Source organism: Burkholderia sp. AU44665 (assembly GCF_030504405.1).
In the GTDB taxonomy this organism is placed as follows: Bacteria; Pseudomonadota; Gammaproteobacteria; order Burkholderiales; family Burkholderiaceae; genus Burkholderia; species Burkholderia semiarida.
The window spans coordinates 591,988-618,966 of record NZ_JAUJRI010000001.1; the positions used below are offsets into that span (position 1 = coordinate 591,988).

Annotated in this window: 17 protein-coding genes and 1 pseudogene; 15 read left to right on the top strand and 3 right to left on the bottom strand. The window is 63.3% G+C overall.

Annotation, left to right across the window (positions count from 1 at the left end):
• Nucleotides 1-92: 92 nt before the first annotated feature.
• From QZM15_RS02635 to QZM15_RS02675, 9 genes and pseudogenes are all read left to right on the top strand, one after another.
• Nucleotides 93-8,851: pseudogene (locus QZM15_RS02635) on the top strand (hemagglutinin repeat-containing protein); the annotation flags it as partial.
• 389 nt (nt 8,852-9,240) lie between these two features.
• A complete protein-coding gene (locus tag QZM15_RS02640; RefSeq protein ID WP_124859012.1) occupies nt 9,241-9,600 on the top strand; it encodes a hypothetical protein in 360 nt (119 codons plus the stop codon).
• Nucleotides 9,601-9,643: 43 nt separating this feature from the next.
• Nucleotides 9,644-9,793 (top strand): hypothetical protein, encoded by a 150-nt coding sequence (locus QZM15_RS02645; RefSeq protein ID WP_302105735.1) that lies wholly within the window; start codon nt 9,644-9,646, stop codon nt 9,791-9,793.
• Between the two features lie 194 nt (nt 9,794-9,987).
• On the top strand, nt 9,988-11,427 hold the full coding sequence (locus QZM15_RS02650; RefSeq protein WP_302105736.1) for a UbiA family prenyltransferase: 1,440 nt from the start codon (nt 9,988-9,990) through the stop codon (nt 11,425-11,427).
• Nucleotides 11,424-12,632 (top strand): hypothetical protein, encoded by a 1,209-nt coding sequence (locus tag QZM15_RS02655; RefSeq protein ID WP_302105737.1) that lies wholly within the window; start codon nt 11,424-11,426, stop codon nt 12,630-12,632. Before QZM15_RS02650 ends, QZM15_RS02655 begins: the two co-directional genes overlap by 4 nt.
• The gene (locus QZM15_RS02660; RefSeq protein ID WP_124859007.1) at nt 12,629-12,967 is read left to right on the top strand and encodes a small multidrug resistance protein; all 339 of its coding nucleotides are present in this window, start codon (nt 12,629-12,631) and stop codon (nt 12,965-12,967) included. Before QZM15_RS02655 ends, QZM15_RS02660 begins: the two co-directional genes overlap by 4 nt.
• Nucleotides 12,968-13,050: 83 nt before the next feature.
• Nucleotides 13,051-14,718 carry a ShlB/FhaC/HecB family hemolysin secretion/activation protein gene (locus tag QZM15_RS02665; protein ID WP_185716477.1) on the top strand — a complete coding sequence of 556 codons (1,668 nt, stop codon included), beginning with the start codon at nt 13,051-13,053 and terminating at the stop codon, nt 14,716-14,718.
• A 721-nt stretch (nt 14,719-15,439) separates the two neighbouring features.
• A complete protein-coding gene (locus QZM15_RS02670; RefSeq protein WP_302105738.1) occupies nt 15,440-16,822 on the top strand; it encodes an amino acid permease in 1,383 nt (460 codons plus the stop codon).
• A 223-nt stretch (nt 16,823-17,045) separates the two neighbouring features.
• A complete protein-coding gene (locus QZM15_RS02675; protein ID WP_060310965.1) occupies nt 17,046-17,981 on the top strand; it encodes a universal stress protein in 936 nt (311 codons plus the stop codon).
• Between the two features lie 510 nt (nt 17,982-18,491).
• Here the strand turns inward: QZM15_RS02675 and QZM15_RS02680 are convergent.
• Entirely contained in the window at nt 18,492-18,926 is a 435-nt protein-coding gene (locus tag QZM15_RS02680) for a hypothetical protein (RefSeq protein ID WP_124658147.1), read from the bottom strand.
• A 552-nt stretch (nt 18,927-19,478) separates the two neighbouring features.
• Here QZM15_RS02680 and QZM15_RS02685 point away from each other — a divergent pair.
• Both QZM15_RS02685 and QZM15_RS02690 read left to right on the top strand, forming a co-directional pair.
• Nucleotides 19,479-19,733 (top strand): DUF3562 domain-containing protein, encoded by a 255-nt coding sequence (locus tag QZM15_RS02685; protein ID WP_059574414.1) that lies wholly within the window; start codon nt 19,479-19,481, stop codon nt 19,731-19,733.
• 183 nt (nt 19,734-19,916) lie between these two features.
• Complete coding sequence (locus tag QZM15_RS02690) at nt 19,917-21,716, top strand: methyl-accepting chemotaxis protein (protein ID WP_302105739.1); 1,800 nt, start codon at nt 19,917-19,919, stop codon at nt 21,714-21,716.
• 51 nt (nt 21,717-21,767) lie between these two features.
• On the opposite strand, the gene QZM15_RS02695 is transcribed toward QZM15_RS02690, so the two are convergent.
• Complete coding sequence (locus tag QZM15_RS02695) at nt 21,768-22,745, bottom strand: sigma-54-dependent Fis family transcriptional regulator (RefSeq protein WP_059639467.1); 978 nt, start codon at nt 22,743-22,745, stop codon at nt 21,768-21,770.
• 6 nt (nt 22,746-22,751) lie between these two features.
• Nucleotides 22,752-23,051, bottom strand: a complete 300-nt coding sequence (locus tag QZM15_RS02700) for a hypothetical protein (RefSeq protein WP_302105740.1) — start codon at nt 23,049-23,051, stop codon at nt 22,752-22,754.
• 149 nt (nt 23,052-23,200) lie between these two features.
• On the opposite strand from QZM15_RS02700, the gene QZM15_RS02705 reads away from it, so the two are divergent.
• From QZM15_RS02705 to QZM15_RS02720, 4 genes are all read left to right on the top strand, one after another.
• On the top strand, nt 23,201-25,183 hold the full coding sequence (locus QZM15_RS02705; RefSeq protein WP_302105741.1) for an ATP-binding protein: 1,983 nt from the start codon (nt 23,201-23,203) through the stop codon (nt 25,181-25,183).
• A gap of 68 nt (nt 25,184-25,251) precedes the next feature.
• Nucleotides 25,252-25,662: a BON domain-containing protein gene (locus tag QZM15_RS02710; protein ID WP_302105743.1), complete on the top strand. Its 411-nt coding sequence runs from the start codon at nt 25,252-25,254 to the stop codon at nt 25,660-25,662.
• A gap of 80 nt (nt 25,663-25,742) precedes the next feature.
• Entirely contained in the window at nt 25,743-26,288 is a 546-nt protein-coding gene (locus tag QZM15_RS02715) for a hypothetical protein (protein WP_059574409.1), read from the top strand.
• A 51-nt stretch (nt 26,289-26,339) separates the two neighbouring features.
• Nucleotides 26,340-26,966: a DUF4142 domain-containing protein gene (locus QZM15_RS02720; RefSeq protein ID WP_124658151.1), complete on the top strand. Its 627-nt coding sequence runs from the start codon at nt 26,340-26,342 to the stop codon at nt 26,964-26,966.
• Nucleotides 26,967-26,979: the final 13 nt, after the last annotated feature.

A 26,979-nucleotide genomic window follows, 5' to 3' on the forward strand; every position in this document is an offset into this window, starting at 1 on the left:
CGTTCAAGACCACACAGCGAATTACGTTCGGTCCTATCGACGCTGAATTCAAATAAGACTGCAAGCAGGGGCGCAGTGCGCGTCAACGAAGAATGAACAAGAAATGCTATCGGGTTGTGTTCAATCGCGCGCGGGGCGCGATGATGGTCGTTCGGGAAAACGGTAGTTCACCGCATGCAGCCGGGAATTCCAAAGGCGTGAGTGCGCCATCGCGCTTGCGTATCGTTTGGCAGCCGATCGCGATGGCTGCTGCATTGCTGTTCGGTGTGCCGTTATTCAGCTTCGCGCAAATCGCGCCGACTCCGGGCACGAGCACTCATGTAATTCAGACGCAGAGCGGCATCCCGCAGGTGAATATTGCCGCACCGTCAGGCGCTGGCGTGTCGGTGAACACGTACAACCAGTTCGACGTACAAAAGCCGGGCGCGATCCTGAACAACTCGCCGACGATCGTCAACACGCAGCAGGCGGGGATGATCAACGGCAACCCGAATTTCGGTGCGGGCCAGTCTGCGCGGATCATCGTCAACCAGGTCAACAGCAATGCGCCGTCGCAACTGCGAGGTTACGTCGAGGTTGCGGGCAATCGCGCCGAAGTGATCTTGTCGAACAGTGCCGGTATTCAGGTTGACGGCGGCGGATTCATCAATACGTCGAGAGCCGTTCTCACCACTGGCACGCCGTATTACGGCGCCGATGGATCGCTGGGTGGATTCAACGTGTCGCGCGGCCTGATTTCCGTCAGCGGTGCTGGCCTGAATGCATCGAATGTCGATCAGGTCGACTTGATTTCGCGTGCAGTGCAGGCCAATGCAGCCATTTACGCAAAGAATCTGAACGTCGTTGCAGGTGCGAACCAAGTCAACCACGACACGCTGGCGGCGACACCGATCGCTGGCGACGGTGCCGCACCCGCTATCGCGATCGACGTGAGTCAACTCGGCGGCATGTACGCGAACAGGGTCTTTCTCGTATCGAACGAGAACGGCGTCGGTGTCGCGAACGCCGGGACGATCGCGGCACAAGCGGGCGACCTGACGCTGCAATCCAACGGGCAGCTCGTACTCACGGGCAAGACGACCGCGAGCGGAAATCTGACGGCAACCGCAAATAGCGTTCAAAACAGCGGCACGACGTATGCGCAACAGAGTGCAAACGTTTCAACAGCCGGTACGTTGTCGAACAGCGGCACGCTCGCCGCACAGCAAAATACGACGGTCAGCGCAGGCAGTATCAATTCGACCGGGACGCTCGGCGCGGGTGTAAATAGCGATGAATCCGTCGGTAAAAGCGGCGATCTGAATCTGTCGAGCACCGGCCAATTGACTGCGACCGGGCAGAACGTTGCAGGTGGGAGCGCATCGATTTCAGGTGCTGCGGTGAGCCTCACGGGTAGCCAGACGGCCGCGAACGGTAACGTGTCGCTGAACGCCAGCGCCGGGGACCTGAACCTCTCGAATGCGACAACGAGTGCGCAGGGCGCTCTCAATGCGAACGCGGCGGGTGCGTTGATCAACGATCACGGCACGCTGTCGAGCCAAGGTAACGCAACGTTGACCGCAGGCGGCATTTCGAATCAAAGCGGCAAGATCTCGGCGCAAGGTCCGCTGAACGTGCAGTCGAACGGCGCGATCGCGAATCAGGGCGGCACACTGGTTTCCGAAAACGCAATGCAGGTGCGCGGCGGTGCAATCGCGAACAACCAGGGCACGATCCAGAGCGCGGCCGGAATGAATATTTCGGGAAGCTCGTTGGACAACAGCGCAGGTCGCGTGACGTCGCTGAATTCGGACGGTCTGTCCATTGCCACGACGGGGCAACTGACGAATGCAGCCGGTACGACCGCACTCGGTGCCCAAGGCGGTGTGGTGCCCAAGGCGGTGTCATCGGCGGCAACGGCGGCGTGGCGATTCAATCGGGCAGCGTCGTCAACCACGGCACGGTCAGTGCGCAAACGAATCTGAATGTCGACACGCAATCGCTCGACAACGGCAGCGGTACGTTGTCGGCTGCGCAAAACGCAGTGATCAATGCGGGTACGCAGTTGACGAACGGTTCGGGCAGCATCACGGCCGGACAATCCGCGACCGTGAATGCCGCGACGCTGAGCAACGATGCGGGTTCGGTACAGGCAGCGCAGTTGTCGCTCGCGGCGACGAATTTATCGAACCACGGCGGCACCATTACACAAACCGGGACCGGCGCAATGAATGTCGCCGTCTCGAACACACTCGATAATTCAAGCAACGGCGTTATTCAGACCAACAGCACCGACCTGAACCTGACGCCCGCGACGCTGATCAACGACCACGGGAAAATCACTCACGCCGGAAGCGGTGCGCTGTCGATTTCGACCGGCGCATTGTCGAACCAAGGCGGCACGATCGCGACCAACGGTGCATTGAGCCTGAAAGCGGCGACCGTATCGAATAGCGCAGGTACGCTGGCCGCGCAGCGACAGGCAGCGCTCGACGTGCAGTCGCTCGATAACCATGCGGGCGGCTACGTCGGCGCGGACAGCATTACGTTGAAGGCTCAAGGCGCTGTCGACAACCGTGCGGGCACGCTCGAAGCGAACAACGGCGTTTCAGTGACGGCCGACAGTCTCGCCAATGATGGCGGTTCGCTCAAAAACGTAGGCACGAGCGCGCTGTCGGTTACGACGACAAATGCGCTGACGAATACGGCGGGCGGCACCATTGGCGGCAACGGGGACGTCTCAGTGTCGGCAGGCAGCGTCGATAATTCCGGTGGCTCCGTGCTGGCTGGACAAGCGCTTTCGGTGCAGTCGAACGGTGCGATCGCGAATGCAGCCGGTCTTGTTCAGGCGAACGGGAATTTGTCGCTGCGAGCACAGGGCGCGATCAACAACAACGCAGGGCAAATCGAAGCGAACGGCACGAATTCGACGCTCGCGCTGTCGGGGAGCAACGTCGACAACAGCGACGGGCGTATCGCGAATATCGGCAACGGTGCAACGACGATCGACGGCGGCGCGTCGATCACGAACACGAACGCGTCCGGCAAAGCGGGGGCGGGCACGATCGGCGGCAATGGCGATGTTACGCTGACCGCCCAAATGCTCACGAATGCACAAGGCGGTCAGACGCTTTCCGGCCACGATCTGACGTTGAACGTTGCGAATAACGTAAGTAATGCGAGTGGTGTACTGTCCGCCGCGAACAACCTCAAGCTGAACGCGGTAAACGCTGCGTTGTCGAATCAGGCCGGATCGATCCGTGCAAACGGCGTGCTGTCATTGAACACGGCATCGATCGACAACACGTCCGGCAAAATCGGCAACGACGCAGGCAGCGGCGGCAGTATTTCAATCCAGACCGGCACGTTTTCCAACCAGAACGGCGTTATCGGCAGCGATCAGGACCTGACGTTGACCGCGAGCGCGTTGAGCGGTGACGGATCGATCGTAGCAGGCCGAAACGGTACGGTGACGCTCGGGAGCGACTACACGCAAACCACGGCGAACAAGTTGCACGCAAACGGCGACCTCACGTTTTCCACGTCGGGCAAGCTGACGAACCAAGGCGTGCTGGACGCCAACGGCGCGCTGACGGTGAATGCCGCGAACGTTGAAAACCAAGCGGGCGCCGATCTGAATTCCAGCACGACGACCGTCAACGCGAACGGCGGCACGATCGATAACGCAGGTCGCATCGAAGGCGATACGGTCGCGACCAACAGCGCGACGCTGAACAACACCGCCACGATCATCGGGCGCGAAGTCACCACCAATGCGAGCACGATCACCAATACCGGTGCGGCGGCGGTGATCGCCGCAGCCGAAAGGGTGAATTTGTACGCGACCAACCAGTTTTCAAACACGGGCGGCGCGAATGTCTTCAGCGTTGGCGACATCAATATCGCCGCGAACGGTCAGCGCGATGCGAACGGGTTTCTCGCGAACCGTACGCAAAATGTCTTGAACGATCAGTCCACGATCGAAGCCCAAGGCAGCATCGAACTCGCGGCTGGCACATTCACGAACACGCGTCCGGCTCCGGTGGTGACCACTGAAACCACGAGCACGACGAGCAAGCACGAAACGAAGCGTCAGAAGTACATCGTGTGCGCGACGATGAATGCGGACCCGAACGGCGGGTGCTCGCAGGCAATGTGGGTGAACGGCTATAAGACGCCGCTCACCTCGACCTATAGCCCTTCGCAGGTTGTTTCGGAAACGTCCGGACCTAGCGCGACTGACAAGGTGTTGGTCGTGAACGTGAACGGCAAGCAGCAGACGATTTACTACAACACGCTGACGACCAACGCGGACGGTACGGTTACGGTCAACTATTGGGATGCGTACGATCCGCACGTCAACTACGTTCCGGATACGGAATACACGACGCGCAGCGATGGCCACAACGGTTATCAGCGTGTCGAAATCTGGCGCGACACGACGACCACGGTTCAGCAGGACAAGATCGCAAGCCAGGCGCAGCAAGCGCAACTCGTAGCTGGTAACAACATCGTGATGAAGAACGTCGGCACGATCAACAACGAATACAGCTCGATTGCGGCGGGCGGCTCGATCAAGATCGGCGATTCGGATGTATCCGGTAGTGCAGGCTCAGGCAGCTACGGCGGTACGGTCGTGAACAACGTCGGGCGGACGCTGTATCAGTATCAGACCGACAACATCGTATCGATGTACGCGTGGAACGAGGATACGACGCAGGATCGCGGCACGATCGTTCAGCCTTCGAAGGTGTATACACCGGTTGCCATCGGCGGCACGGGTGGCACGATCATCGCCAACCAGTCGGTGATCATCGACGCGAAGGATGTCAACAACCAGAACGTTGCCGCGCAGAATTCTTCTACTGGTGCAACCGGTGGCACGCTTGGAAACAATTCGGCCAATGGGGGCGTATCCGGTGGCAAGTTGACGCCGGTTGGGGCCGCAGGCGGCTCGTCGACACCGATTGGCGCACAGCAATCGGTCGCGAATGCGTCGGGCGCACTGCCGATCACGTTGCCGACAAGCGGTCTTTATTCGATTCACGACGCCCCGGGCCAGCCGTATCTGATCGTGACCGATCCGCGCCTGACGAGCTATACGAACTTCATTTCGAGCGACTACATGCTCGGCCAGTTGAACCTGAACCCGGCGAGCATCGAAAAGCGCCTGGGTGACGGGATGTACGAGCAGCAGATGGTGCGCAATCAGATCACGCAACTGACGGGCCGCACGTTCTTGCCGGGCTACGCGAGTGCCGAGGATGAATATCGCGCGCTGATGACGAACGGGGCGAACTACGCAAAAGAGTTCGGCCTGGTGCCGGGGATGGCGCTGACGGCCGCGCAGATGGACGCGCTGACGAGCGATATCGTATGGCTGGTCGATCAGACGGTAACGTTGCCGAACGGCAGCACGACGCACGTGCTGGCGCCTGTCGTCTACATGGCGCAGACGCATGCGAACGATCTGCAACCGACTGGCGCGTTGATCGCGGCGGACGATGTGGAAATTCATGCGACGGGTAGCGCAACGAATTCCGGCGTGATCAAGGGTGGGACGAAAACGGTCATTACCGCCACCGATATCCTGAATCGTGGCGGTACGATTTCGAGCAGCGGCAAGAACGGCACAACGGTCGTGTCGGCAAGCAATGATGTGGTGAATGCGTCGGGGATGATCACCGGCAATCGGGTCGCAGTGTCAGCCGGTCACGATATCGTCAATACAACGTTGGTCGATACGGTTGGCGCAACCGGCACGTCGGGCGCAAGCAAGGTCAGCACGAGTCTGATCGGCCAGCAAGGCACGATCGCGGCAACGGGTGATCTGTCCGTTCAGGCCGCACGCGATTTGACCATTCACGGCGCGAATTTGTCGGCGGGCGGTGACGCACTGGTGACGGCAGGTCGGGATATCAACGTCGATACGGTCCAGTCCACGACGAACCAATCGATGTATCTGAATGATCAGCATCATTGGGAAGAATCCACGACGAAGAACGTGACGAGCGGCATCACCTCAGGCGGAAGCTTGGGGATGCAAAGCGGCAACGACATGACGCTGAAGGGCGCGACTGTATCCGCCGGAAAAGACTTGTCCGCACTTGCAGGCGGGAATTTGACGGCAACGACGGTCACGGATACCGCGAAGCTCGACAATGTGGCGGCGGACAGCAAGACGCGGAAGGAAGTCGATCACAACTACGACGAGCACGCTGTTGGCACGCAATTCACGGCAGGCGGCAATGCGGCGCTCGGCGCGGCGAGCGCCGATGTGTCGAAAGGCAACGTCACGCTGACAGGTTCGTCGCTGACGGCGGGCATGACGAACGGTGTTGAGAACGGCACCGGCGCGGCGAACATCGTTGCAACGGGCAACGTCACGGTGAACGAGGCCCGCGAGGAACACGACAAGTACCAGTCGGTGCAGGTCCAACGCGGCAGCTTCGTCAGCAGCACGAAAACCGATTCGATGCAGAATACGCAGGCGAATGTCGGCGTCGGCAGCACCGTGTCGGGTAATACGGTCAACATTCAGTCAGGCCGTGACCTGACCGTTCAAGGTAGCACGGTCGTCGGGACGAACGATGTCAATCTCTCGGCGGCGCACAACGTCAATATCACCACGTCCAAGGATACGGTCACGCAGGACAGCTACTATCACGAAACGCATTCGGGTATTGGAACCAGCGGCTTGAGCGTGAGTATCGGCACGCAAACGAAGAAAGACACGGATCATGCTTCGTCCGTCACGAACAACGCGAGCACGGTGGGCTCGCTCAATGGCGATCTGACTATCAAGGCTGGCGATACGTTGCACGTGACAGGTAGCGACTTGATCGCCCGGAATAATTTGGCCGGCGTAGCGTCGAATGTTGTGATCGATTCGGCAACCGATACCAGCAACAGGACCCATAGCGAGACAACCAGTAGCAGTGGCGTCACGCTCGGCTTGTCGGGTAGCATTGGCGATGCGATCAACGGCGCTTACCAACAAGCGCAGGCAGCGAAGAGCGGAAGCGGCGACGGTCGGGCTACGGCCCTGCATGCGATTGCAGCGGCAGGTAATGCAGCAATGGGTGTGGCCGGTTTGACAGGCGGTGCGCTTGCGGGCGGCGGTACACCGAGCATCGGCGTTCAAGTCAGCGTCGGATCGAGTCATAGCAGACTCGATACGTCAGAGAACCAGACTACGCAACGCGGATCGAGCGTCAGCGCTGGCGGCACTACATCGCTGATTGCGACCGGCAACGGCGCGCCTGGTAGCGGCAATATCACGGTGGCCGGTTCGAACGTTTCCGGCAACGATGTGCTGTTGGCCGCGAAGAATCAGATTGACGTGCAGAACACGACGAACACCGATTCGACGCGCAGTTCGAATTCGTCATCAAGCGCGAGTGTCGGCGTGTCGATCGGCACGAACGGTATCGGGGTGTCGGCCGCCATGTCGCGCGCGCATGGTGACGGCAACAGCGATGCGGTGATGCAGAACAACTCGCACGTGACCGGTGCGAATAGCGTGACGCTTGTTAGCGGTGGTGATACGAATGTAATCGGCTCGACTGTATCGGGCCGCACCGTCACTGCGGACGTGGGCGGCAATCTGAACATGCGCAGCGTGCAGGACACGACCGTCAGTAGCGCGCATCAAAGTAGCGCGGGCGGCGGCATCAGCGTCAGCACGATGGGGGGGAGTGCCAGCTTCAGTTCGTCGCACGGAAACGCGAACGGCAATTACGCGGCCGTGAACGAACAGGCCGGGATTCAGGCAGGTGAGGGAGGGTTCAATGTAAACGTCAAGGGCAATACGGACCTGACGGGCGCGGCGATCGCCAGCACAGCCGATCCGTCGAAAAACACGCTGACGACTGGTACGCTGACCTATCAGGATATCGAAAACCATTCGACCTACAACGCGGATAGCAGCGGTTTTAGCGCGGGCGCAGGCGTTGGTGTCACCGGGAAGTCGATCGGACCGGGATCGGTCAGCGGCGCGGGTGGCGTGACGCCGATGATTTCGCAGTCGGATAGTGGTAGTGAAAACGCGACCACACGAAGCGGCGTGAGCGTGGGCACGATCGATATCACCAACCCGGCGGGCCAGACGCAAGACGTGGCAAACCTGAACCGCGACACGTCGAACCTGAACGGAACGGTATCGAAAACACCGGACGTGCAGAATCTGCTGGATAAGCAAGCCGATACGATGAACGCTGCGCAAGCTGCAGGACAGGTCGTCGCGCAAGGCATCGGCGCTTACGCGGATATGAAGCAGAAGGAAGCCCAACACGCTGCCGATGCGGCCAAGCTGGCAGGCGATACGACGGCGCAAGCCGCCTATCAAGCCGAAGCGGATTCTTGGGACGAAGGCGGAACTAACCGACTTTATCTGCACATAGCAGGCGGTGCGCTCATCGGCGGCTTGGGTGGCGGCGGAGTCGGGAGCGCGGCGCAGGGCGCAGCGGGAGCAGGACTGGCAGCGTTGCTGGCCGATCAGACGAAGCAGGCCGCAAATGCGGTGGCCGGTGCGACGGATTCGACCCTTGCCGGGAAGGTGTCAGGGAACTTGCTCATTGGCGCATTGGGTGGGCTGGTCGGAGGAACAGCGGGCGCGGCTACTGCTTCGAATGTGAACCTGTACAACCAGTGGAACCACACGGATACGGACACGCTTGAAGAGGCCAGTGGACAAGGCACGCCCCGCAAGAAAACGACAGCGCTCGATCTGATATTTCAGAGTATAGCGAACGGGCTGAACGCGATTAGTGGGTTTGGTGGCGGTAAGCCGCCTACGGCGAGTCCGGGGCTGGTATTGGCAGGAGAGGCAGGGACAGGTGGGCAAGTTGCGAAGCCGGGTGTTGCAGGCTATGCACCAGGTGCCCCTATATTGTCCAGCGGCAACGATCAGCAGTCGAGTGACAGTGCGAATTCCGCACCGGGCCGTGCACAGTCGCGAATCAATATTACGAATGATGGTATGGATCATATCGGCGATCGCCATCTTGATCCGAATGTGAACGCAAGCCAGTTTACAATTAGTGAGAGCGACGTACGAAAGCTCCTTCAAGACCCCAACACGGTATCGACACCGATTACAAGAGAGTTGCAAAGTGCAGATGGGATTCGATACGTCAGAGAGGTTAATGTTGGGAGGCCAATTGGGACCGATAAGTTCAATAACAGTCAGCCGACATCTGTCATGACTGTCTTGACGGACAAGTTTGGAAATCTGGTAAGCGCATTTCCGGGGAAATTGAAATGAATTCGAGCAGACAGGAAGGTGCGAGAGTGATGCGGAATCAGTTGATTGAGCGATCCGCCAATCTAATTTCGGGCAATAATTCGGATGCATTGGGCGTGGCTCTGCGTGAGTTTTTTCCGGGCTTGAAACATGCATTTGTGATTAATTGGATACCGGATCAGTCTGAAGATATTTATTGGGTATTGGTTGACCCGACGAGTATTGCTCAGATTGAGATTGCGAGGGGTGAGGATGCGAAATTTTATCTGCCAAAATTGCAAATGGTCGAACTTGCCTCTTATCAGAATAAGCGGCACTCACGGGATGTTCGGGAGAAGCTAGCTATGGCGCTAGAGTTGATTAAGTCCTTGCCGTGATTTGGATGGTTACGCACTGCGCGTAGCCGAAAGAATAAAAGATATGAAGAAGAAAATTCGAGGGGCTAGCTTTGTCGCGGAATCGTTGCTTTTCGCTTCGATCTGCGCGATGGCACAGTCGGTACAGCCGCTTGAAAACGAACAACAGTCCCGTTTTCAAGGGGTGGCGAATAAATCGGGGGGGTATAATTAAGCCTGACGAAATTGAATTTAAGAGGTAATTTGCGTCATGTCATGCGAGAGATTGGATTTCACGGTGGAAGCTCCCTATGTGAGTTGGGCCCGGCATCAGACATGGCCCTAGTGTTTGAGGGGAGAGTGGAAATTTTAGGCAAAAAATGACGAATATATGTAGTATGGCGCCCCGTTTAAGTTGAATCACAAGAAATGCGAGAGACCAGAAAATTTCCACTCGTGGTTGATCTTGACGGCACGTTGACAACTTCGGATACCTTGATGGAATCCGTGATACGTGTCGTCAAGCGAAAGCCTGCAAACCTACTGCGCCTGCCTTTCTGGCTCGCGGGTGGTCGCGCCGCCTTCAAGGCCAAGGTCGCAGAGCATGCCGATTTTCGAGCGGAAACAATTCCATATCGGAAGTCGCTTGTCGACTACCTCACCCGCGAACGCGAGAGCGGTCGAAAAATCGTGCTTGCAACTGCCGCACATTGTTCGATCGCTGAGCGTGTGAGTACGCATCTCGGCCTGTTCGATCGTGTCATCGCTACCAGTGGCGACACGAATCTCAAGGGGGAGGCGAAACTGGCCTGCATTCGCGAGCAGATCGGCGACGACTTCGTGTATGCGGGTGACAGCAAAGCCGACTTGCCGGTTTGGGCGGGCACGAGAGGTGCCGTACTTGCTGGCGTTTCATCGGATGTCGGCGCGGACGTTCGCAGCCACGTTCCCATCGAACACGAGTTCACGAATGTCCGTGCAACGTTCTCCACATGGTGCAAGGCCCTGCGTGTTCACCAGTGGCTAAAGAACCTGCTGCTGTTCGTCCCACTGCTGACGGCCTTTGCATTTCTTGATGTCGACAAAGTCAGCGTGCTCGCACTGGCGTTCTTGTCAATGTCGCTTGGCGCGTCGGCAACCTACATCGGCAACGATCTTTGGGATCTGGACAGTGATCGCAGACATCCAAGAAAGCGCAATCGTCCGTTTGCGAGCGGGGTGTTGTCGATCGGTCAAGGCATCGCGTGCGCAGCGGTACTGCTGACATTGGCGTTTGCATTGGCGTCGGCGGTGTCGGCCGAATTTACCGGCATGTTCGCGCTCTATCTGCTCCTGACGACCGCGTACAGTTGGCGCTTGAAGTCAGTCGTGCTACTCGATGTGGTCGTTCTGTCATTGCTGTACACGTACCGAATCGTCGCAGGGGCAGTTGCAGCGGAAATTCTGGTGAGTCGATGGCTCCTTGCGTTTTCCGTGTTTGCTTTTCTCAGCCTCGCGCTCGTGAAACGTTGCTCCGAGTTGGTGTTCTTGCGCCAGAATGACAAAAGCGCAACGGCCGGTCGGGATTATCGAGTAAGTGACCTCGAAGTCCTTTGGCCGTTCGGCATCGGTGCTTCCCTGGCTGCGGTGGTCGTGTTTGGTCTGTTCATCAACGCCCCGGAAACGGTAGCTCGTTACACGGTTCCGCACCTTCTCTGGTTCGTGCAGATCGGGTTGATCTATCTGTTCGGTCGTCTATGGATCGCAACAGTACGGGGTGCGATGCACGACGATCCGATCGTCCATATTCTCGAGAATCGCGGTAGCTTCAGCATGCTTTGCATCATGGTGGTGATCGTGCTGGCCGCTCACTTCTTGCCAGCTCCGTGAGCGGCACAGTTCCTATGACAGAAAAAAACCAAAACCGCGTGCTGGCGTTCTGCCGCTTCGCCATCGTCTATGTGCTGCTGTTCGTATGCGCGGGAAACATCACCAACAGCATGTTGCTGAAGTGGGGTTTTCGCGACGACCAGAAAGGGGATTTCGCAACCAGCTACAGCCTCGTCGGCATGATGAACGGCGAGGCACCAAAGCCGTATGTCTATCGCTCGTCGTTCCCGCGAGCCGCAAAATGGGTAGCCGAGCGGCTTGGACAGGAAAAGCAGGAAAAGCTTTTCAAATCGATCAAACGACATGATTCGCTGCACAACGCCTATTTCACCAGTGTGCCGGACGAATATTGGACACCGATCGTGGCACTCGTCTATCACCTGACGTACATCGCGATCGTGTTGTCGACGCTGTTCGCGCTGTTGCTGGTCTACAAGCTGGCCAGACTACACGGCCTGAACTTCGGGCAATCCATTGGCTTTCTGGCGGCGTTCGGCTTCGTCTATCCGCTCACGTTTCAGCAGGGCGGTTACTACTATGACTTTTTCGAACTGCTCGGCGTACTCGGTGCCTGCTATTTCCTGTTGAAGAAGCGGATGCTGGCGTGTACGTTGATGGTTTCCATCTTCTCCCTGAACAAGGAAACGTTCTTCCTTGTTCCGCTCGCGCTATTTTTCCTACACGAGCGTGACGTTCCGGTATTGAAACGAGTCGGTTGGCTGGTGCTGCAGCTTGTGATCTGCGTGGGCACGCGCCATTTCATCATGAGCGGCTACGACGCGAATGCAGGTGGTTTCGTCGAATTTCACGTCTGGGATAACCTGAAATTCTGGCTTAATCCCTTGTCTTACCTGTCGTTCTACAACCTGATCGGCAAGGGCATCTTTACGCCAAGTCTCGAAAATCCGCTGATGCTTGTACCGCTTGCGGTGTTCTTCGGCTCGGCGTGGCGCGCGACGCCACATCGATACCGTATCTATTTTTTTGCGGCATTCCTGCCGGTGCTGGTGTTGTTCTTCTTTTTCGGCTACCGCGATGAGGCACGAAACTTTTCGGTCGTCTTTCCCGCCATCGTGCTGATCGCGCTCCATGGCGCGAATCGATTCAATATGATTTTTGATGGAAAAACGGGCGCATCCGATGGCATCCGCACAAACACCGGGCCGCGGCCGGATGTGGCGGTCGTGACGGAGGCCGCGCGGTGAACTGGCTGATCGTCGTCGCAAGTGGCTTTTTCGGTGGTCTCGCGAGCATATTGCTCCGAGTTGCGGCTATCAAGGGAATCGCACTGGGTGAGTCGAGCGTGTTGCCATGGATCGCCCGCGGGGCAGCCATAGGCGCCTACGGAGTCGGGTTCCTCCTTTACGCAATCGCGCTGCGCAAAACAACGCTAGGCGTTGCGTATCCGGCGATGGTGGCGATTTCCATGCTCGTTGTGTTGTCGTTCACGGCGTTACACGAACACCTGCTGCGGCCGATGCAGGTCGTCGGCGCTGTCGTCATCCTGATTGGGGTCTGGATGGTCACGCGGTACGCGTAATCGAGAGAATCAAATACATGAAGAAGAAAATCCGGGGGGGGAGCCTTGTCGCGGGGTCGTTGCTTATCGCATCGACCTGTGCGATGGCACAGTCGGTACAGCCGCTTGGCAACGAACAACAGGCTCGTCAGCAGGAGGAAGCGCGCGAGCGTGAACGAATCGTTTCCGCGCCGGGAGTTCGTTCGAGTGTCGCGGCGAGTGCTGGCTATCCACATCTTCCGACCGAAACACCGTGCTTCCGCATTGATCGTTTCACGGTCGACGTTCCCGATTCACTGCCGGACGGCGTGAAAGCGCAGGGTGCGTCCGTACTGCCCATGGATCGCTTCGCGTTCGCGCGTGAATGGCTTGAGCATTACACGGGGCAGTGCGTTGGCAAGCAAGGGCTTGATGTGCTCATCAAGGCGCTGTCGCAAGACATTTTGTCGCGCGGGTACATCACGACGCGCGTGCTGCTCCCCGAACAGGATTTGTCGTCCGGTACGTTGAAAGTCTCGCTGATTCCCGGCGTGATCCGACACGTGCGCTTCGCCGATGAAAAACTGCGTGGCACATGGAAAACCGCATTCCCGACGCGCGACGGCGAACTGTTGAACCTGCGCGACCTCGAGCAAGGTCTGGAGCAGATGAAGCGCGTACAGAGTCAAGACGTATCGATGCAGATCGTTCCGGGCGATGTACCGGGCGAAAGCGATGTCGTGCTCGATGTGAAGCGTGGCAAACCGTGGACTGTGGTGGCGTCGATCGACAACTCCGGCACGCGCGCGACCGGGAAGCTACAGGGCAACCTGTCGATCGGCATCGACAACCCACTCGGGCTAAACGACATCTTCAACGTCGGCGTGAGCCAGGACCTTGAACTTGGCGACAAGCGCCTTGGTTCGCACGGCTGGAACGGCTTCTACTCGATTCCGTGGGGTTACTGGACCGCGACGTTATCGGCCTACACGAACACGTACTACCAGCAGATCGCCGGCGTTAATCAGACATTCGTTGCAAGCGGCAATTCGAAGACGATCGATTTCAAGCTTGCTCGAGTGCTTGCCCGTAGCCAGAACGACGTATTCGGCGGCTATGTCCGCTTGTCCCGTCGCTTCGGTCAGAGCTTCATCGAAGATACGGAAATCTCGCAGCAGCGGCGCAACAACACGTTCGTTGAATTCGGCCTGACCGACCGTCACTACTTCGACGGCGCGCAGTTCGACGGCACGCTGGCGTACCGACAGGGCGTCGGGGGGTTGGGCGCGCAGGACGACATTCTTGCTGCCGGCGGCGGTCCGACTTACCGCTTCAAGATGGCGGTACTCGACGCGAACCTGTCGGTGCCTTTTGCGATCGCGAAGCAGCCGTTCCGATACGTGACGAGCATCCACGGCCAATATACCGGGAACTCGCTGTACTACATCGATGACTTGACGATCGGCAGTCGCTACACGGTTCGCGGTTTCGACGGCGAAACGATGCTGGCGGCGGCACGCGGTTTCTACTGGCGCAACGAACTGCAGATGCCGATCGGACAAACCGGACAGGCGATTTATGCAGGATTGGACTACGGTCGCGTTTGGGGGCCGCAGCCGGTTGCGTTGGTCGGTACGCAGTTGGCCGGGGCGGTAATTGGCATCAAAGGCAGCGTAGCGACACGTTTCGGCGGCTACGGTTACGACCTGTTCGCCGGTACGCCGGTCTACAAGCCGTCTGGATTTCCGACCGCACGCGTGACGGTCGGATTTCAGGTGACGGCCCAATTTTGATCGGAATCGTGACGCCCGTCGCGATCTCGTGTTGTATTTCGCATAGTCGGCAATCGCGAAGTCCCGACAGCAATCGAAGCAGGAAAACAGGGAACTGACCGGCTTCCGCGGCTAAGCGAGCCATCCAGCACGGTCGCATACAATGGCCCGTGTCCTTCAGGCACCTGACCGAACGGCCGACGGTCGGCGACCTGCGACGACCTCTGTCGGTGCGCATGTCCGACGCGGCCGAAGCTGGTGGCGTCGCAGTCGCTCCCATATATCGGCGTCTGAAGATCAGAACGCGCGCGCCATCCCGCGCATTTCAATCCACAACCACTTTCACCCGCCGCGATTTTCCCCAAAATCGCCTGGCGTGAAACCGCCGATCCTCCCTATAATCCCGCCTGCATATTGCGTGTGCTTGATTGCACACATTCGACGCGCGTTCGTTCGCGCCGAAGGCGATGGATCCCGTTACGGCTCGTCACGCGCACAGCCGCGTCACGCGGGCCGCCCGGGTGTATTCCGTGAAAGGCCATATCCGTTTTCCAGGTGGCGCAGGGAAATACGGATAATCCACGACAATTCCAACCGAATTGACGCGGTATCCGTGTCGTTTCTCATTCGGAAATCGACAACGGGGATTATTTCGTTTTCGGCTGCCGAAATCGGCATGAACGGTCGCGCATTGTCATCGACACAATGACGGCGGCCCGCTCGCGGCTGCCAGGAGACGAATTTGAAACAACCAGAAGACCAGCTGCACCGCGGGCTGGAAGAACGGCACATCAACCTGATGGCGCTCGGCGCGACGATCGGCGTCGGCCTGTTCCTCGGCTCGGCCACCGCGATCCGCACGGCCGGCCCGGCCATCCTGCTGACCTATCTGCTCGGCGGCCTCGCGATCTTCCTGATCATGCGCGCGCTCGGCGAAATGGCGATCACCAACCCGGTCGCCGGCGCCTTCAGCCGCTATGCGCGCGACTACCTCGGCCCGTTCGCCGGTTACCTGACCGGCTGGACCTACTGGTTCGTGTGGATCGTCACCTGCATGGCCGAAATCACGGCGGTCGGCGTCTACATGCACATGTGGTTCCCCGGCGTGCCGAACTGGATCTGGGCGCTCGCGGCGCTGCTGGCGATGGGGTCGGTGAACTTCATCGCGGTCAAACTGTATGGCGAATTCGAATTCTGGTTCGCGCTGATCAAGATCGTCACGATCGTGCTGATGATCATCGGCGGCGGCTTGATGATCGCGTTCGGCCTCGGCAACGGCGGCATCGCGACCGGCATCTCGAACCTGTGGTCGCACGGCGGCTTCATGCCGAACGGGATCAACGGCGTGATCGCCGCGCTGCCGATCGTGATGTTCGCGTATCTCGGCGTGGAGATGCTCGGCCTCACGGCCGGCGAGGCGCGCAACCCGGAGAAGTCGCTGACGAAAGCCGTGAATTCGGTGTTCTGGCGCGTGCTGATTTTCTACATCGGCGCGCTGTTCGTGATCATGTCGCTCTATCCATGGGACCAGATCGGCACGCAGGGCAGCCCGTTCGTGATGACGTTCTCGCGGCTCGGCATTCCCGCCGCCGCCGGCATCATCAACTTCGTCGTGCTGACCGCGGCGCTGTCGTCGTGCAACAGCGGCCTGTTCAGCACCGCGCGGATGCTCTATAACCTCGCGCAGCAGGGCCAGGCGCCGACCGCCCTCGGTCGCGTGAACCGCAGCGGCGTGCCCGTGTACGGCGTGGCCGTGTCGGTCGCGCTGCTGCTGATCGGCGTGTTGCTCAACTATCTCGCGCCGCAGCACGTGTTCACGTGGCTCACGTCGGTGTCGACGTTCGGCGCGATATGGACGTGGTGCGTGATCCTGATCGCGCAGATGCGTTTTCGTCGCACGCTGTCGGCCGACAGGGTCGCGCGCCTGCCGATCCGCGTGCCGTTCTATCCGCTCGGTTCGTTCGTCGCGCTCGGCTTTCTCGCGCTGGTCGTCGTGCTGATGGCGCTCACGCCCGACACGCGCGTCGCGCTCGTGATCGGGCCGGTGTGGATCGCGCTGCTCGGCATCGCGTACGCGCTGTTGCATGCGAACCGTCCGGCCGAGTCGATGCCGACGAAGTCGTAAGCCGCGCGGGTAGGATGCCGCACGACCGTTCGCGATCATTGATCGCGATCATGCACGCGCGGGCCGGACGGCCTATGCTGAACGAACGCATTGCTTGTCCGCGCTTCGCGTGGCACCGCGCCGGTCCCCGCGACCGCGGCGGCAGTCCGGCCGCCGCGTGCCGCTACCGCGCGAAGCGCCCGTCGTCGTTCAGCGACGACGTGCACGCACGGAGGCCTTCGCCATGCAGCCTGCCCAGCCCATCCCGACGCTCGCTCGGATCGCACTGGCCGTCGATTCGACGCCCGAATCGTTGACCGCCGCGCGTTACGTGCGCACGCTGCTGCGTCCCGGCATGCGATTGCGCATCATTTGCGCGGTCGACAATCCGCGTCTCGTGCTGCCCGACATTCCGCGCATCGACGCGCTACTCACCTCCGCGCGCGAGGACATGATGCGCGAAGCGCAGGCTACCGGCGAGCGGATCGCGGCGCTGTTCGACGACAGCGACATCGAAGTCGAACTGGCGGTCATCGATACGTCGGTCACGGGCGGCTCGGTGGCGGACGCGCTGGTGAACGATACGTCGACGTGGCATGCGGACGTGCTGGTGATCGGCGCGAATCCGCATCACGGGCTGTTGCGGCTCGTCGAAGGCGCGATGTCGGACATGCTGACGAAACGCGCGCGCTGCGCGCTGCTGATCGTGCCGGGCACCTATGGACGGCCGTCGGACGGCACGCTGCAGCGGCTGATGTTCGCGGTCGACGGCAGCGAGCCGTCGCTGCACGCGGTGCGCGTCGGCCTCGGCTTCGCGGCGCCGACGACGTTGCTGTATGCGGCGTACGTGATCGATCGCGCGGTTCGTCTGACGGATGTCGTGCCGGTACGCGCGCTCGAGGATGCATACCGCGCGGAGGGCGAGGATGCGCTCGCGAAGGTCGGCCCGCTGTTCCATGCGACGGGCAATCCGACCAAGCGCGCCATCGTCGAAACGCGTCCGACCAGCGACGACGTGGCCCATGCGCTGATGCGCGATGCCGTGCACTGGCGGGCGGAGCTGCTGGTGGTCGGCACGCATGGCCGTCGCGGCATCGCCGCCTGGCTGATCGGCAGCGTCGCGCGGCGGGTCGCGCATCTCGCGGAAGTGCCCGTGCTGCTGGTGCGCGGCGCGGACTGAGTCGCGCATCGTGACGGTGGAAGCGGTTCTGGATTGACCTGCATCAGAAACGCCGCGCATATCGCGTGAGACAGTGATGGAACATCCTGCGACGCGGCCGGTCTGCCGTGCAGGCGCGTTCCTGGCCGCGCCTGCATGCGAGTGGCGATCACGGTCGCACGCGCCGCCGTCACATGTCACATCGTTTCAGGAATCGCGCCACGTATTTGTCCGGCGCGTCATCCGACCGGGAACTCTCTGGCACGAGGGTAGGCAACCGACGGTTGCCTTGGAGGACGGGCGGGGTGGAAGTCACCCCGTCCGCTTTCCGCGTGGCCCCGTCGAATTCACTTCCCCGAACGAATGGTTTGGAACGCGGCTGCGTCGAGCGGCGCGTCGTCGCGCGCGGTCACCTCGATACGGATCGCGGCGAGCATGGCGGATGCACGGCGCGACGCCGGCGTGGCGGCCGGGTCGTGATGCGCGCAACCATTGCATGGCCCCGTGCCGCGCATCGGTTACGTGCGCGGATCAGAGGGTACGAAGAATCGATCGCAGGTCGTGCCGGCGGCCCGCGCCGCGTCGTACCCGCCCATGCGGACGCACGACATGCAGCGGCGCGCATGCGCTGCACGTGCGGCTGCGCAAACGATTCGCGTGCGGCCAGCCCGGGCGCGCCTTGCGACGCGGCTCCGATGCGGCCGGCACGTCGGCCGCGTTTCGCGCACACAGTGCCGCGGCGAACCGCTGCAATGCGAGGACCGAGCCCGCGACGCTCTGATACTTTTCGCGGCCGATCTGCCCGTCCAGCGTGACGAGCAATCCGGCCTCGCGTGCGAGCGCGAGCAAGGTGTCGAGGTCGTCGGACGGACGGTTGCCGGCCGATGCGGCCCGGTCGGGCAGGGCGCGCGCGTTGCCCGACGTGCGCCGCTGGCCGTCCCGGCCCGGTAAGTTGCGATGTGCCATGGTTGGTCTCCTGCGCGGAACCCCGCGTGCCGGCTCGGTGGCCGGCTGAGCGATGTTCCGGTATGAACGCGTGGTTCATGTGATCAGTATCGTGTGGCGGCGGCGCGCTGCCAAGCGGTGCGTGCTGAAGTCGTTGTCAGGAAATGGCGCGACGCGTATCGGAATCCGCTGACACACGTGGCGGCCGACCGGCCGACCGGCCGATTCGGCGCGTTCGTTCGACGAATGGACGGTACGCGCACGGCGCTGCTTGACGCATGATTTCGGCCGGTCTAAGTTCGCGTCTGCACCGGCGTCGCATGGCGTTCCACCTGCCGTCCGTCGCCAGTGCCGCGCCCCGGGGTGGCGTGGCAGGGTTTCCGGTGTCGTTCGCAGGCCATGTGCCCCGCGAACTTCGCGGGGCCGGTCCGGAAACGGATCGGCGCGGCGGCACGCAACGTGCCGTTGATCGCGCGCAAACACGCGCCGGCGCATCGTACGCCGCGCGTCCATCCAGTCGTAAGCTTCCAGTACCGTCATCCGTTTCGTTCCTCGACCGCCAGGAGTCCGTCGATGTCCAAGGACAATTTGCTCGATTCACTGAAGGAAGCCGCCGAACGGCGCGCGATCGGCGCGGATCAGCTGCGTGCGATGCTCGACGACGAAGTGCGCGCGCTGTCGTCCGGCGCACGCGTGCACGACTACATCCACGTATTCGCGATCCGCCATCTGCGCGAGCGGATGCGCCAGAAGGACGACCTCGACCGTGACACGCGCGCCGATGCGGCGCCCGCGGACACCGATCCGCGGCCGAGCCGTCGGCTGTAGCGGATGGCGGCCGGGTGGGGGCCCGGCGCGCCAGCCATCCTGACGGTCCGCCGACAGTCGCCGGCGCCTTTCGTCATATGTTTCACTGAATCGTCACGACGACCTCAAGAAAGTGGTGCGATTTGCCGTTTACCCGGTGAATTCGTCCACCGGGCGTTCGCCCGCTCTTACCGAGTCGTTGCCATGTTTTCGTCCATTCGCGCCCGCATTCTCGCCGCGTGCGTCTCCATCGTCGTATTCGCGCTCGTCGCCACGACCCTGATCAACTATTTCATCGCACGCTCGTACAACGACGACGCGATCGACCGCAACCTGGTCTCGGTCGCGAGCGGCCACGTGGTGGGGATCGCCGACTGGGTCGCGACCCGCAGCCGGATGATCGCGTCGCTGCAGGATGCCGCGCTGACGCCCGATCCGCTGCCGGTGTTCAAGCAGATGGCCACGGCCGGCGGCTTCACGAACGTCTATGCCGGCTATGCGGACAAGGCGTTCCACTTCTCCGACCCGACCGGCATCCCGCCCGACTACGACCCGACCGGCCGCCCGTGGTACAAGCAGGCCGCGCAGGCCGGCAAGCCGGTCGTCACGCCGCCGTACGTCGATGCCGGCACCGGCAACCTCGTCGTCACGTTCGCGGTGCCGATCCTGCGCGACGGCGCGCTGAAGGGCGTGGTCGCCGCGGACCTGTCGATGGACAGCGTGATCGCCAACGTCAAGTCGATCCGCCCGACGCCGGCGAGCTTCGGGATGCTGATCGACAGCAGCGGCCACGTCGTCGCGCACCCGGACGCGAAGCTCACGCTGAAGCCGGTCGCCGACGTATCGCCCGAACTCGGTTCGCTGGGCGTCGCATCGATCGCGGCGGCGAACGCGCCGGTCGAGGTCGGCGTCGGCGGCGACGCGAAGCTCGTGCGCGCGAAACCCGTGCCGGGCACCGACTGGTACGCGCTGGTGCTGCTCGACAAGGCCGAAGCGACGGCCGGCATGCGTTCGCTGCTGACCGCGTCGCTGATTACGCTGATCGTGATCGTCGGCGTGGCGTCGCTGATCATCGGCGCGATCACCACGACGGCATTCCGCCGCCTGTCGCAGGTGCGCCAGGCGATGGCCGCGATCGGCTCGGGCGCCGGCGACCTGACGCAGCGCCTGCCGGCCGCCGGCCGCGACGAAGTGGCCGACATCGCGCGCTCGTTCAACAGCTTCGTCGACAAGCTGAACGACGTGATGCGCCAGATCCGCGACGCGAGCGAATCGGTGCGCACGGCCGCGAACGAGATCGCGGCCGGCAACCAGGACCTGTCGTCGCGGACCGAATCGGCGGCGGCGAGCCTCGAGCAAACCGCGGCGTCGATGGAAGAGATCACCGCGACCGTCGGTCAGTCGGCCGCCGCCGCCAGCCAGGCCGACGAACGCGCAGCGGCCGCGTCGCGGATCGCGTCGCACGGCGGCGTGGTCGTGTCGGACGTCGTCGCGACGATGGGGAAGATCGAGGAAGCGTCGGGCCGGATCGGCGACATCATCGGCGTGATCGACGGGATCGCGTTCCAGACCAACATCCTCGCGCTGAACGCGGCCGTCGAAGCGGCGCGGGCGGGCGAGCAGGGCCGCGGCTTCGCGGTCGTCGCGCAGGAAGTGCGCAGCCTCGCGCAACGCAGCGCGCAGGCCGCGCGCGAAGTGAAGGTGCTGGTGGAATCGACGGTCGCGAGCGTGTCGGCCGGGTCCGGGCAGGTACGCCAGGCCGGCGACACGATGCGCGAGATCGTGTCCAACGTGGCGAACGTGACGACCATCATCTCCGAGATCACGCACGCGGCGAACGAGCAGACGCGCGGCATCCAGGAAGTGAACCGCGCGGTCAGCCAGCTCGACGAAATGGTGCAGCAGAACGCGGCGCTCGTCGAACAGTCGACGGCGGCGGCCACCGCGCTGCAGTCGCAGGCGAATGCGCTGGCGACGACGGTCGGGCAGTTCAAGGTCGCCTGACGCGCCCCGTGGCCGGGTGGCTCGCGGCCCGCGCCATGCGGGCCGCGCCGCTCACGAGCCGCCCTGGTCGCGCATCAGCGCGAGCCGGTTGTAGAGCGTCTTCAGGCTGATGCCGAGCGCCTTGGCCGCGCGCGGCTTGTTGCCGTCGAAGTGACGCAACGTCTCCGCGATGAAGCGTTGCTGCACATGGTGCAGCGTCGCGCCGAGCGGCAGCGCCATCGCGCCTTCCGACGTGCTGGCGGCCGCCGGCAGCGGCTGCTTCGGCAGCGCGACGTCGATACCTTCGTCCGACAGGATGTATGCACGCTCGATCGTGTTGTGCAGTTCGCGCACGTTGCCGGGCCACGAATACGCGCGCAACGCGGCGATCGCCGCGTCGGTCAGCCGCTTGTGCGCGCGATGCCGCGCGTTCAGCGTGTCGACGAACTCCTGCGCGATCGTCTCGACGTCGCCGTCGCGCTGGCGCAGCGGCGGCACGTAGATCGCGAACGCGGCGAGCCGGTAGAACAGGTCCTCGCGCAACCGGCCGTCGCGCACCGCGTCGGCCGGATTGTGACGGGTGGCCGAAACGAACCGCACGTCGAGCGGAATCGATTCGGTGCCGCCCACGCGCACGATCGTGTTCGACTCGATCGCCCGCAGCAGCTTCACCTGCAGCGCCGCGGGCATTTCCGCGACCTCGTCGAGCAGCAGCGTGCCGCCGCGCGCGGCTTCGAAGAAGCCTTCACGCTGCGTGATCGCACCGGTAAAGCTGCCTTTCTCGTGCCCGAACAGATGCGCCTCGGCCAGGTCGGGCGGAATCGCGCCGCAGTTCATCGGCACGAACGGACCGTCGCGTCGCGCGCTCAGATCGTGCAGCCGCCGCGCGACGATATCCTTGCCGACCCCGCTTTCGCCGGCAATCATCACGCTCGCGCGGGTCGGCGCGATTTTCTCGATACGGGCGAGGAGCGTGCGCATCGCGGCGGACCGGCCGGACAGCCGGCGACCGTCTGCGCGCTGCTTCGCCCGGTTGGCGGATTCACCCATAGGTGTTCACGGGCCGTTTTGAAAAACGGCATCGCACGTTCCGTTGATTGCAATATTTATCATCGACAGCGAAACGACCGCGAAGGTGCCGCCGAATAGAAAATTCCAATGTGCGCGTCGTGAGTGAAAGCAACAGGCCATCGGGTTTGTCGCCGGCCCCGGCGTGATGACGCGCTCGGTCAGGACCAGCGCTTTTTTACAGAAACCCGATGAAAAAAGCGGCCGGCGACATATCGCGGCGGCGCGCCCGGCGAACCCGCCCGCCACCGGCCCGGTCGCACCGGGCGCCGGCGCGGGGCCGGCCATCGGCTGCCGCGGGCCGCGAATGCGCCGCCACCCGGGTACGTTCTTTGCTGACGCCCTCAAGCTCGCCCCGGCGCGTTCGACGGCATGCCGGATGGCCGAAAGGCGGCATTCCCCCCGCACGACGGGAGCCGGCGCGATGCAAGGATGCAATGAGGACTCTGACCCGTGAGCTGTTCCGGCAGGGTGCATGGGTCGTACTGGCCGTCGGGCTCGCGTCCGCGCTGCAGGCGTGGGCGATCCGGGCTGTCGGCGAGCACGCGCCATTTGCGCCGCTGCCTTTTTATGCCGGCGTGGCGGCTGCCGCATGGCTGACGTCGTTCGGCGGCGGTCTGGTCGCGACCGTCGCCAGCATCGGCGTGATCGCCGCATGGTGGTGGCGCGCCGCGCCGCTGGCGACACTGCTCGCGCAAGCCGGCACGTTCGTCGCGATCGGTTTCGTCGAATGCGTGCTGGTGGCGGCCGTGAAGCCGCTGCTCGCGAACGATCGTCCGCGCGCGTTCGACGACGCCCGCGGCGAGCCGCACCCGCCGCACCGCGAGCCTTCCGCCGGCGCGGGCGTGCGCGACGACGGGCTGCTGCGTCAGGTGGTCGATGCGTCGCCCGATGCGATCGTCGGGATCGACGCCGCGCGCCGCATCACCAGCTGGAATCCGGCCGCGGCACGAATCTTCGGCATCGATGCGGCGCAGGCGAGCGGACGCGACGTCGTCACGATGATCGCGCCGCGCTGGTTGCGCCGGCATGCGGTGCCGGCGTCGTTCGCGGACCTGCGCGCGCCGGTCGGGCCGCTCGACGTACTCTGCGTGCGCCGCGACGGCGGCCGGTTTCGCGCCACCTTCGCCGCTTCGCCGATCGTCGATGCAGAGGGCCATTGCGCGGGCCTGTCGCTGATGCTGCGCGAAGCGGGCGAACGCCGCCGCAGCGAGCGCCGCGACCTGCGTTCGCTGCGTGGCGCTCGCGACGCACGCGTGCAGGCCGATGCGTCGAACCGGCTGAAGGACGAGCTGCTGGCCACGGTCTCGCACGAACTGCGCACGCCGCTGAACGTGATCTACGGCTGGGTCGAGGTACTGCGCAACGCCGACGGGCAGGGCTTCGCGCAACAGGCGGTCGATGCGATCGACCGCAGCGCGCGGTCGCTGTCGCACATGGTCGCCGATCTGCTCGACGCGTCGTCCCTCGCGACCGGCCGGCTGCGCCTCGAACGCGTGCCGGTCGATCTCGTGCGGATCGTGCGCGATGCGGCGCGCGAACTCGACGCGACGGCGCAGGCGAACGGGCTCGTGCTGTCGACCGAGTACGCGATGCCGGCCTGCGTGATTCCGGCGGACGGCGAACGCCTGCGCCAGGTCCTGTCGAACCTGCTGTCGAACGCGATCAAGTTTACGCCGCCGGGCGGCCGCATCAACGTGTCGCTGACGCGCGCGGGCGAACGCGTACGGTTGTCGGTCGCCGACACCGGGCAAGGTATCGCGCCGGAACGCCTGCCCCATCTGTTCGAGACGTTCAGCCGGCCGGAAGGCGCGTTCACGTCGCCGAAGCGCGGCCTCGGGCTCGGCCTGTCGATCGTGCGCAACATCGTGCAGCTGCACGGCGGCGACGTCGTCGCGACGAGCGCGGGCGCCGGGCGCGGAACGACCGTCACGGTGACGCTGCCGGCCGGCTGGGATGCCGACGATCCGGTGGAGCGGCCGGTGCGCGCGAAGGGCATGGCCAATACGGTCGCACTCGACGGTCAGCGCGTGCTGGTGGTCGACGACGACGCGACGTCGCGCACCAGCCTCGCGGCCGCGCTCGAAACGATGGGCGCGCAGGTATCGACCGCGCGTTCGGGGCACGACGCGCTCGACGCGGTGGCGCGGCAGCCGCCGAGCGTCGTGCTGTCGGATCTCGCGATGCCGGACGGCGATGGCTACTGGCTGCTGGACCGGATCCGGCGCCTGCCGAACGGCGGCGGGCATCTGCCGGTCGTCGCGGTGACCGCGCACGCCGGCAAGACCGACCGGCGCCGCGTGATGGCCGCCGGGTTCGATGCGTATCTGTGCAAGCCGGTCGACATGCCCACGCTCGCGAGCGTGATCGTCGATGTCGCCCCGGACGACGCGGGCGACGCGAAGCCGCGCGAGCGGTGACGGCCAATACACGGGCGCGGCTATCCGGCCGCCTGACCGCCCCGGCCGCATACGAAAAAGGAGGCACGATGGACGCAACGGAAAGCACGCGGCGCGACGGCACGGGCGGCAAGCCGGCACGCACGCGACGCAGGACGCCGATCGGGCGGATCGCGAGCATACTGATGTTGTCGTGTGCATGGATCGCGACGCCCCGCTACGCATCGGCCGAGGAGGGCACGCGTGCGAAGCTGGCGAGCCAGGCGTCGGCCGTCGGGGGCCAGATCCGCGACGCGACGCTCGCGTCCCGCGTCAGGGCCGCGCTCGTCGCCGAACGCGGCCTGGCTTCCGGCGACATCGACGTGCAGGTCCATGACCGCGTGGTCGAATTGACGGGCAACGTGCCCGACGATCGGCAGCGCGCGGCCGCGGTCCGCGTCGCGCACGACGTCAGCGGCGTGAGCGGCGTGCGCGACAAGCTGCAGCTCCGCCGGAAGTAATGTGATGCGCGGGCCAGCGCCGGGCCGATCGGGCGTCGCGCGCCCGCGACCCTGCGCGTCACCGGGCAGGAGGGTTCGACATGGACACCATCATCGCGGGCCGTTTCTCGCGGCTCGAGCAGGCGGAACGCTGCGCGGAGCAACTGCGCGGCCACGCCATCCATCGGGACGACGTGAAGGTCTTCTTTCTCAATCCGCCCGGGCAGCACGCGCTGTTCTGGCTCGGCGGCGACGTCTATGCGGACTCCGCCGCGCGGCCGGGCGGCCTCGGCGCGCTGGAAGGCGTGGCCATCGGCGCGGTCGTCGGGCTCGCCGGCGCCGCGGTGCTCCATCTGGGCGGGCTTCATTCCCCGCTCGCGTGGATCGGGGTGCCGCTCGTCGGCGCCTATGTCGGCGCGTTGTGCGGCGCGCTCGGCCGGATGCGCGGCGATGCACCGGAGGGACATGGCGCACTGAAGCAATGCGAAAACGGCGTCGTGCTGGCCGCGCACGTGACGCGGCGCACGATCGCGTTCGCGGAGCGGACGATGCTCGCCGCCGGCGCGCTGTCGGTGGAGCGCACCGAGGGCGCATGGCACAACGGCGCGTGGACCGATTTCTTCACGTCGGCCCATCGTCCCGCGTGACGGGAAGCCGCGCGGCCGGCCCCGCTTCGTCGCCCGACATCGGAGGCCCGGATGAATAAAACGAACCGGATGAAACAACGCGGGCGTGGGCCGGCAGCCATCATGCTGATGGCCGCCGCCGGTGTCGGGACGTTCGCGCTATCGCACGCGCAGGCGCCGCCCGCTTCGTCCGCGCAGGTCGCGCCGGGCGTCATCCGGCCGGGCTCGACCGCCGACGAGGCCGGTATGACGCAGCGGCCGGCCGGCCTCGACGCCGAGTTCGTCGACAAGGCCGGCATGATCGGCAAGGTACAACGACAGGCCGGCCAGCTCGCGCTCGATCGATCGTCGAACGCGGACGTGAAAGCCTTCGCCCGCCGGATGGTCGACGATCACGCGCGTATCGCAGACGAATTGCGGCATCTCGGCGCGCAGAAGGGCGTGCCGGTCCAGACGCGGATGCTCGTGGATCCGGAGGTGACGGCATTGCGAGCGAAGGACGGGCACGCATTCGATACGGCGTACGTGGCGCTGGCCGGGCCCCGCGCGCAGGAAGCGGCAGTCCGGCTCTACGAAACCGAGGCGAAAGACGGTCGCGACCCGCAGCTTCGCGCGTTCGCGGCCCGCACGCTGCCGACGCTGAACGCGCACCTGGGCGCCGCGCGGCAACTCGCGAAGACGGTGGCCACCGCGCAGTGACCCGCATTGCGGC

Excerpts from the sequence above, each read along its gene's own strand:
- QZM15_RS02695 (WP_059639467.1), bottom strand. The coding sequence starts at position 22,745 with ATGGGTGAATCCGCCAACCGGGCGAAGCAGCGCGCAGACGGTCGCCGG.
- QZM15_RS02680 (WP_124658147.1), bottom strand. The coding sequence starts at position 18,926 with ATGGCACATCGCAACTTACCGGGCCGGGACGGCCAGCGGCGCACGTCG.
- QZM15_RS02650 (WP_302105736.1), top strand. The coding sequence starts at position 9,988 with ATGCGAGAGACCAGAAAATTTCCACTCGTGGTTGATCTTGACGGCACG.
- QZM15_RS02675 (WP_060310965.1), top strand. The coding sequence starts at position 17,046 with ATGCAGCCTGCCCAGCCCATCCCGACGCTCGCTCGGATCGCACTGGCC.
- QZM15_RS02640 (WP_124859012.1), top strand. The coding sequence starts at position 9,241 with ATGAATTCGAGCAGACAGGAAGGTGCGAGAGTGATGCGGAATCAGTTG.
- QZM15_RS02720 (WP_124658151.1), top strand. The coding sequence starts at position 26,340 with ATGAATAAAACGAACCGGATGAAACAACGCGGGCGTGGGCCGGCAGCC.
- QZM15_RS02705 (WP_302105741.1), top strand. The coding sequence starts at position 23,201 with ATGAGGACTCTGACCCGTGAGCTGTTCCGGCAGGGTGCATGGGTCGTA.
- QZM15_RS02645 (WP_302105735.1), top strand. The coding sequence starts at position 9,644 with ATGAAGAAGAAAATTCGAGGGGCTAGCTTTGTCGCGGAATCGTTGCTT.
- QZM15_RS02685 (WP_059574414.1), top strand. The coding sequence starts at position 19,479 with ATGTCCAAGGACAATTTGCTCGATTCACTGAAGGAAGCCGCCGAACGG.
- QZM15_RS02700 (WP_302105740.1), bottom strand. The coding sequence starts at position 23,051 with ATGGCCGGCCCCGCGCCGGCGCCCGGTGCGACCGGGCCGGTGGCGGGC.
- QZM15_RS02715 (WP_059574409.1), top strand. The coding sequence starts at position 25,743 with ATGGACACCATCATCGCGGGCCGTTTCTCGCGGCTCGAGCAGGCGGAA.
- QZM15_RS02710 (WP_302105743.1), top strand. The coding sequence starts at position 25,252 with ATGGACGCAACGGAAAGCACGCGGCGCGACGGCACGGGCGGCAAGCCG.
- QZM15_RS02690 (WP_302105739.1), top strand. The coding sequence starts at position 19,917 with ATGTTTTCGTCCATTCGCGCCCGCATTCTCGCCGCGTGCGTCTCCATC.
- QZM15_RS02665 (WP_185716477.1), top strand. The coding sequence starts at position 13,051 with ATGGCACAGTCGGTACAGCCGCTTGGCAACGAACAACAGGCTCGTCAG.